The sequence below is a fragment of the Brachyspira pilosicoli genome (genome assembly GCF_019402445.1).
In the GTDB taxonomy this organism is placed as follows: domain Bacteria; phylum Spirochaetota; class Brachyspiria; order Brachyspirales; family Brachyspiraceae; genus Brachyspira; species Brachyspira pilosicoli_B.
The window spans coordinates 1-4,970 of the sequence record NZ_SRZM01000085.1 but is presented as its reverse complement, the minus strand read 5'-3'; the positions used below and the strand labels follow the sequence as shown (position 1 = coordinate 4,970).

At 31.3% G+C, this 4,970-nt stretch carries 2 protein-coding genes; both read right to left on the bottom strand.

Annotated features, from left to right (window positions below):
- Positions 1–177 precede the first annotated feature (177 nt).
- Positions 178–4,482, bottom strand: a complete 4,305-nt coding sequence (locus E6A48_RS03460; protein WP_219708610.1) for a BadF/BadG/BcrA/BcrD ATPase family protein — start codon at positions 4,480–4,482, stop codon at positions 178–180.
- A gap of 54 nt (positions 4,483–4,536) precedes the next feature.
- On the bottom strand, positions 4,537–4,887 hold the full coding sequence (locus tag E6A48_RS03455) for an aspartate 1-decarboxylase (protein WP_219708609.1): 351 nt from the start codon (positions 4,885–4,887) through the stop codon (positions 4,537–4,539).
- Positions 4,888–4,970: the final 83 nt, after the last annotated feature.

The window sequence follows — 4,970 nt, the reverse complement described above, 5'->3', positions numbered from 1 at the left end:
TTATAGTATAATTTCGGAGCAATGTCAATTTATTTTACAAAAAACATTAAAAAATTTACATTTTTTTGCTATTTTTTAGGAAATCTAGATAAAATTTTACATTTTAGCTAAATATAATAAAAAAGGTTTACAAATTAATATTTGCAAACCTTTTTATATTATTATTGTTTTATTAAATTACTTATGGTATGCTCCAACAGCTTCTTTTATATCATCATCAACCATAATAGAGTTCATACTATCTTTAGCAGAACGAGCAAAGAACTCTAATCTGTTTACAGTATTAACTTCACTAGCACCAGCATCCATATCCAAATAAAGAAGATTGAGGTTAGGATATATAGTTTTAAGTCTAGTTTCAATACCGCGAGCTATAATATGGTTAGCAATACAACCGAAAGGCTGTAAACAAAGCACGTTATTAATATTCTCTTCAGCGAAAGTAGCTATCTCTCCAGGAAGTAACCAAGCTTCACCAAATTGATTTGTCATAGCAGTAACCTTAGCAGCATTTTCAGCAATCTGTCTTATATGGTGTACAGGTCTAAATCCTTTAAACTTAGACATTATTTGGTTTATAGAATCTATTCTCATATCTATAACTTTCTCAGATAATTTAGAACCATAATATTTGAGTGATGAAACCTCTCTAGCATTAGTTTCTTTATTAACCTGAGAACTTATAATTTTCTGTACAAAGAAGTCAAATACAGGAGGAACTATAACTTCTATTCCCTTAGCCATAAGCCAATCACAAACATCACCATTAGCAAAGTTATTATATTTTACATATATCTCACCAACAAGTCCTGCCTTAGGCAATACTAAGTCTTTAGTTTCAATGGCATTAAACTCTTTAACCGCCTGTTTTAACAACTTATCAGTATCACCAAGATTAAAATCTTTAGGGTGTAAAGCTATATATTTATTAGCAAGAGCTAAAGATTCACCTCTATTAACCTCACGTACAGCAGTATAATAATACATTGTAGATATAGCATCAGCATAAGGCATACCAACTATACCCTCTTTCATCATATCTATTTTTGAAAGCTTAAATCCAGGCTGATCATTAATAACAGTTAAACCAACAGTAATAACAGGTACATTAGGATAACCAGCATTAATTAAACCTCTTTTAATAAGTGAAGCATAATTACTAGCACGGCATTGTCCACCTGTTTGAGTGATACCAGCTGCTATTTTGTCAGGGTCATATTTTCCAGTTTGTACAGCTTTTACAATGTCACCTACTATTATTGTAGCTGGATAACATATATCTTGGTTAGCATATCTTAAACCTGTTTCTACAGAGTCAATATCTGGTTCTGGAAGAGGTATTGTATCATATCCGCTTCTTTGAAGTAGAGTTAAAATCATAGGGTCATAGAAATGTCCGAATTTAGGTACAAGTATTGCACGTTTATCATTTTTCTCATATCTTTTAATAATAGTTCTTTCTGGTTTTTCTTTTGGTATAAAATCACCTTTCATTTTCATGCTTTCTATCATAGAACGTATTCTAAGTCTTATACTTCCTGGGCTTGAAATCTCATCAACTTTTACCAAAGTAGGACTCTTTCCATAAGCATTAAGTATTGATTTTATTTCATCAGAAGTAGTAGCATCAGGACCGCATCCGAAACTATTAATTTGAACAACTTCTAGTTTTAAATCTTTTTGTTTAGCTGCCCATAAAACAGCTTTAAACATCTTATTAGGATAAGACCATTGAGTTAATACTTGAACATCAGCAAGAGATTCATCAATATCAAGACCATCTTCTGTAAGTACATTAATACCAAATGAAGCAATAGTTTCTGGTATTTTATGGTTAATTAATGGGTCTATATGATAAGGTCTGCTTACTATAAGTATAATAGGAGTTTGCGTTTCTTTAGCATGCTCTATTATTTTTTTGCCTTCTTCTTTTAATTCTGCTTTTACTCTCTCTTGTTCTTTGAGAGCTAATTTGAATGCTCTGTCGAAATCTTTTTTATCTATACCGAGTGTTTTTACAAAATAAGCTTTACAGCCTTTATAGAGTAAATCTTCATTTAAGAAAGAGATTGTTGGAGCATCAAAAGCTATACCGTATTTAGTTAATGGACTAATAGAACTGTCTATTACATCAGGATAACCAGTTACAACAGGACAGTTATAACTATTGTCACTGCCATCATTTTCTTTTTTCTCTAAAACAACAGAAGGATAAAATATTCTGTCTACATTAGATTCTATTAAATCATATATATGACCATTAGCTATTTTAGCAGGGAAACATATATTATCACTCATAACAGTGCCAGAACCCTTCTCAGCTACAGCCATGCTTGAAGGAGATGATAATTGTACTCTATATCCACATTCTACAAGTATAGTAGCCCAGAATGGGAAGTTTTGATACATATTAAGTACTCTAGGTATTCCTATAACGCCTTTTATATCATCTGTAGCAGGTGCCAAAGGTCTGTCAAATAGTAAAGAAAGTTTTTTCTGAGTGATATCCATTCCATAATTTCTTTCTTTAGAGCCTTTATTAGTAAATATTCTTTCACATTTGTTTCCTGTATAGAATGATTTACCGTCTTTGAATTTTAATCTTGTAACAGTACAAAGGTTTTCACAGCCTTTACAAGTAAGCTGTTTTCTTTCATAATCATTAGCTTCGCTTAAATTATCTAAACCTATGAATGTTGTATCTTCTTTTTCTTTATTGTAAGTATCTAAAGCAAGTAAAGCACAGCCATAAGCTCCCATAAGCTCGGATATATCAGGGCGAATAACTTTTTTGTTTAAGAATTTTTCTACAGAACGAAGCACTGCAGCATTCTTAAATGTACCGCCTTGAACAACTATATGCTCACCTAAAATAGAAGTATCTGTAATTTTTAATACTTTAGTAAAACAGTTTAATGTAACACTCTTAGCAAGACCAGCAGAAATATCAGCAACAGAAGAGCCTTCTCTTAAAGACTGTTTTACTTTACTATTCATAAACACTGTACAGCGGCTTCCTAAATCGCAAGGGCTAGCTGATTCGCAGGCAATATTGGCAAAATCAGCTACTTTATAACCCATACCGCGTGCAAATGTTTCTATAAAAGAACCGCAGCCTGATGAACAAGCCTCGTTAATTTCAATGTTTTCTATAATGCCGTCTTTAATAAATATAGCCTTCATATCCTGACCGCCTATATCAAGAATGAAGCTTACATCTTTATCGAAAGCCTTAGCACCTCTATAATGAGCCATCGTTTCAACAATACCTTCGTCCATATTGAAAGCAGCTTTTATTAAATCTTCTCCATAACCTGTAACAGCAGTTCTTGCTATATTTATTTTAATATTTTTTTCATCTAATTCTTTTTTAATTTCAGCTAAACCTTCTGTAACAGCACCTACTGGGTTTCCATTATTGTTTCTATAATGTCTTAATACTACTTGTCCTTTATCATCGATAATAACGATTTTTGTGGTAGTAGAACCAGAGTCTATACCTAAGAATGTGTTTTTATTATTAACAGTTTCTACATCAGCAGATTTTACTTTGTCTTTGCTATGTTCATCTACCCACTTTTCATATTCTTCCTGACCGCTGAATAATGCTTCTCTGTGTTTAGAATTAGTTATTTTTACATCAGAAGAAATATTTTCTACTAATTTTATAAAATCAGAAATTTTTATTGCTGTCTGCTCTTCATCTTCACCAAAAGCAGCACCTATTGCAGCAGTTAATTCTGGGTGATCAACTGTATACATATCATCTTCTGTTGCATTCAAAAGAGTTAAAAATGTTCTTCTTAATTCTGGAAGGAATGTTAAAGGTCCGCCTGTAAATAATATTTTAGGCTTAATTTCAAAACCTTTAGCAAGTGTGTTGATTGTTTGAACAGCCACTGCTTGGAATATACTTTTAGCAATATCAGTTTTTGGTATATCACGGCTAATAAGAGTTTGTACATCTGTTTTAGCAAATACACCGCATCTGCTTGCCATTGGGTAAACAGAAGTAGACTTTTCGGCAAGTGTTGAAAGCTCTGAAGGGTGAACATTTAAAAGTGTTGCCATTTGGTCAATAAAAGCACCTGTACCGCCTGCACAGTTACCATTCATTCTTATATCAGCTTTGAAGTTATCATCAAATACTATGATTTTTGCATCCTCTCCGCCTATGTCAATCAATGTTCTTCCATAAGGATAAATCTTTCTAATAGCTGTTGAAGAAGCAATTACCTCTTGTACAAAGCTAATGCCTGTCTTTTCACTAATACCCATACCCGCAGTACCTGTCATAGATACTAATAATTCTAAATCTCCATGATTAGTTTTTAAATCTCTTAGTATAGAAAGTAATGTTTCTTTGACATCAGCATTGTGTCTAGTATAAGTTTTAAATATCATATTGTTTTTATTATCATATACAACCATTTTTGCGGTAGTTGAACCAATATCAATACCTGCTTTATAAATAATTTTCATATATCTCTCCATAAATAAAAATTAAATATCTATTATATATAAAAGCCATAAACTTTAGTCTATAACCATATTATGCATATTTACTTGAATAATATTTGTAATATGTTTTTTTATATGCTCTTCTGGTATATTGCTGTAAGATAACACAACTATTACATCATCTTTTTTAGCTAAATGAACATAATTACCATTTATGCTTATTATACCAGTATTCGCTATTCCCTTTATCACCTCAGCTTCAAATCTATTATTATTGCTAAGGTTTATTACAGATACTATATCCCCCTCAAGTATATCTGATTTATCCATTAAAGTTTCATCTATGGTAATTGAATCTTTGAAATTAAGATCAGTTCTAGTTACAGTCAATCTATTTATTTTAGATTTTATTACTTCTCGCATCATAATAAAAATAATTTTCCATAAATAAAACTTACAAATATTGTACTTTTATAGAAAAAAAAGTCAATATAATGTTTGGCACTATT

Bases quoted from the DNA above. Each gene is read 5' to 3' on its own strand.
- E6A48_RS03455 (WP_219708609.1), bottom strand. From the start codon at position 4,887: ATGATGCGAGAAGTAATAAAATCTAAAATAAATAGATTGACTGTAACT.
- E6A48_RS03460 (WP_219708610.1), bottom strand. From the start codon at position 4,482: ATGAAAATTATTTATAAAGCAGGTATTGATATTGGTTCAACTACCGCA.